The 3262-nt window shown below is 32.3% G+C and carries 5 protein-coding genes; 1 reads left to right on the forward strand and 4 read right to left on the reverse strand.

The annotated features are described in order from the left end of the window. From WBN21_RS07840 to WBN21_RS07855, 4 genes are all read right to left on the reverse strand, one after another. The coding region (locus WBN21_RS07840) for a hypothetical protein (protein ID WP_424199069.1) at positions 1–372 on the reverse strand (372 nt) is incomplete at its 3' end. Continuing rightward, on the reverse strand, positions 373–1089 hold the full coding sequence (gene gldF / locus WBN21_RS07845; protein ID WP_424199071.1) for a gliding motility-associated ABC transporter permease subunit GldF: 717 nt from the start codon (positions 1087–1089) through the stop codon (positions 373–375). A gap of 164 nt (positions 1090–1253) precedes the next feature. Next, complete coding sequence (locus WBN21_RS07850) at positions 1254–1550, reverse strand: putative quinol monooxygenase (RefSeq protein ID WP_424199073.1); 297 nt, start codon at positions 1548–1550, stop codon at positions 1254–1256. A gap of 6 nt (positions 1551–1556) precedes the next feature. Continuing rightward, positions 1557–2498, reverse strand: a complete 942-nt coding sequence (locus tag WBN21_RS07855; protein WP_424199075.1) for an SAM hydrolase/SAM-dependent halogenase family protein — start codon at positions 2496–2498, stop codon at positions 1557–1559. Between the two features lie 177 nt (positions 2499–2675). Here WBN21_RS07855 and WBN21_RS07860 point away from each other — a divergent pair. Next, the coding region (locus WBN21_RS07860; protein ID WP_424199077.1) for a PhoH family protein at positions 2676–3262 on the forward strand (587 nt) is incomplete at its 3' end.

The following is a 3262-nucleotide window of genomic DNA, read 5'->3' on the forward strand; positions in this document are numbered from 1 at the left end:
ATTATAATTCCATTTTTCTTCCGAATTAACTTTCAAAGCATCATCCCATCCAAACCACTCAGGTTTTCCTAAAAGTGCCTTAATTTCATTTTTGTTTTGCCCTATAAAAAGGCTATCGGATAATATTTTTTTAGCCATTTCATAGCGTAATTGTGGTTTGTCTTCCCAAGCAAAGGCGTCAAAATGCTTTTCATGATGATAGCTACTAAAAATATTTAACATTGGGTAAAACATGTAAAAATAAACGATGGGTGTAAGTGCTAAACTTACAATTACGGTGAGCCATTTTCGTTTATCAATAGTATTTACAAATAGCCAAACGGCAATGAAAACAATAACTAGAAAAATAATATATAATGGCGTTACTATCATTTAATTTGCTTTGTTTAGGTTTAGTTTGGTTAGCCATAAAAAGAAGAGTGTCACACTTAAAAAATAAATAATATCTCGTGTATCTAAAACACCACGGCTCATACTTTTATAATGCGAACTCATCGCTAATTGTTCTACAAAATCACTAGACATAAACTCGGCAATACCTTCAAAACCAATGTAAAAAATAAAGCAGATAAAAACGGCGGTAATAAATGCCACAATTTGATTGTCTGATAAAGTTGAAGAAAAAATGCCAATAGCTGTATAAGCTGCCAATAAAAAAAGTAACCCAAAATAAGAACCTAAAGTACTGCCCATATCTAAATTACCAACAGGGTTTCCTAATTGATAAACCGTGTAAACATAAAGTAGCGTTGGTAAAAGCGCGATTAAAATTAAAATAAGCGAACCAAAATATTTTCCTAAAATAATATTGAAATGTGAAATAGGTTTGGTTAATAACAGCTCTAAAGTGCCTTGCTTTTTTTCATCCGAAAAACTACGCATGGTAACAGCAGGAATCAAGAAAATTAAAATCCATGGTGCTAATAAAAAGAAGTTAGATACATCGGCAAACCCGTAATCAAGAATATTAAATTCACCTTTAAATAACCAAAGGAATAACCCGTTTAAAACTAAAAAAATAGCAATTACCAAATACCCAATTGGCGAGGCGAAAAATGAGTTTATTTCTTTTTTTAAAATGGCTATCATTTATTTTTTTTTATTATTTGTCACATTGAGCGCAGTCGAAATACAATTAAAAACGATATTTCCATTGTCTTCGGATGCGCACAGACTAACATTAGATTTGTTATTAGCTTTAGTCATCTTTTAGTACAACTGTTCATCATTCAAAAATCGTTAATCGTAAATCGTCAATCAAGTGTTTCCAACTTATCAACACTCCAAGCTTCAGGCGGCATATTAAAAAGCGGTTTTACTTTACTCCAAACGGTATTAAATAATTTAGATTTTCTATAGTCTTCTAAAGCTGCATCAGATTCCCAATAGCTATAGGTGAAAAATATACTAGGGTCATTTTTATCTCTATATAATTCTAAAAATTGGCAACCTTCAAAAGCTCTTATATTAGTTTTGGTATTCTCAAAATTTTGAAGAAATGCTTCAATATTTTGTTTGTGAAATCCCAATTTTACTATTCTAACTAACATATTTTTTTACTGTTTTTTCACTTTTTTTCCTTCAGGGAATTGTCCAACAGTCAATGGTGATAAATCCACAGCTTTAACATTATCTGGAATTTTTGCACCTTTATGAATTACCGGAGCCGAAATAAAATTAATACTTACGGCATCCATTAATCCAAGCCCTAAAAGGGTCGATGCACTTCCAACTGTTGCACTATTACTCTTGTAAACGGCAATCTCTAAAAAGTTGCCAGAGTTAAAAACTACAAGTTTTCTTCCTTCATCGTAACGTTTGTTTTCTGGGATTTCAAAATTTACAATATCACTATATTTATTGTGAATTTCCTTAAACGTGTAATTTCGCGCCGAAATTTCAAAATTTCTCCCCTTCTGAATGGTTTCAAAAAAGTTTCGCTTAATATTCGTTACTACATTTCCGTAATTATCAACATATATAATGCTGCCAACAATTTGGGTTTTGTCGTCATTAACAAAAGGCACAATATTTCTAATCGGTTTTATTTCAGAAATAGGTTTCCCAATAACCTCTAAAGTGCCACCACGAGCAATATGGCAAGCTACTTTTACAAACACATCCAAAACAGGAAAGCTCGTTTGAATTTTATCATGAATATTAATTTCAACAATTTTTTCGGGTGCAATTTCCGAGCATATCATACTCATAATACCATTATTAGCACAAATAAAATAATGATCGTTTAGCTTAATGGCAATGTGTTTGTTTTCAGGATTTATTTCAGAATCTATCCCGATTATATGAATAGTCCCTTTCGGGAAACTATTATAAGCATTTTGAATAATGTATGCCGCCTCAGGAATATTAAAAGGTGAAACAGAATGTGAGATATCAACAATTTTAACATCAGGAAGCTCACTATAAATAGCGCCTTTTGTGGCGCCAGTAAAGTGGTCTTTTTCACCAAAATCGGTTGTTAATGTTATGATTGCCATGGCAAAATTGTTAATATGTTTTTAATGTTAACTTACTCAAAATTATGTATTTTTGAGTTTCACATGTATGTGATACAAACCTACATAAATTTTTGTTTTTGTTTTTATATTTTGAATGAAAATGTAAGTAAGTTTTCAACTAAAATACTTGTAAATCATTAAACTAATAACACGCTTTTGAACGAAATTATTATCGAACTCGAAGAAATAACTCCAAAAGAATTTTTTGGAGCTCAAAATGCAAATATTGAACTTCTTAAAAAATACTTCCCCAAATTAAAAATTGTTGCACGCGGAAATAAGATTAAAGCCTTTGGTGATGAAGAATTACTTGAAGAATTTGATCGCCGTATCTCCATGCTTTTAAAGCATTTTGCGAAGTATAATAAATTGGATGAAAACGTTATCGAGCGTGTATTAACAAGTCAAAGTAGCGACGATTACACAACTTCAAAGCAAAGTGGTGAAACCATCGTTCATGGCGTTGGTGGCAAACTCATAAAAGCACAAACGGCAAACCAACGTAAAATGGTCGAGTTAATGCGTAAAAACGATATGGTTTTTGCTATTGGTCCGGCCGGAACAGGAAAAACCTATACAGGCGTTGCATTGGCGGTTCAAGCCCTTAAAAATAAAGAAGTAAAGCGTATTATTTTAACACGCCCAGCGGTTGAGGCAGGCGAAAATTTAGGGTTTTTACCTGGCGATTTAAAAGAAAAGCTAGACCCATACATGCAACCATTATACGATGCGCTGCGTGATAT

It is taken from the genome of Algibacter sp. (genome assembly GCF_049667265.1).
GTDB lineage: Bacteria > Bacteroidota > Bacteroidia > Flavobacteriales > Flavobacteriaceae > Algibacter_B.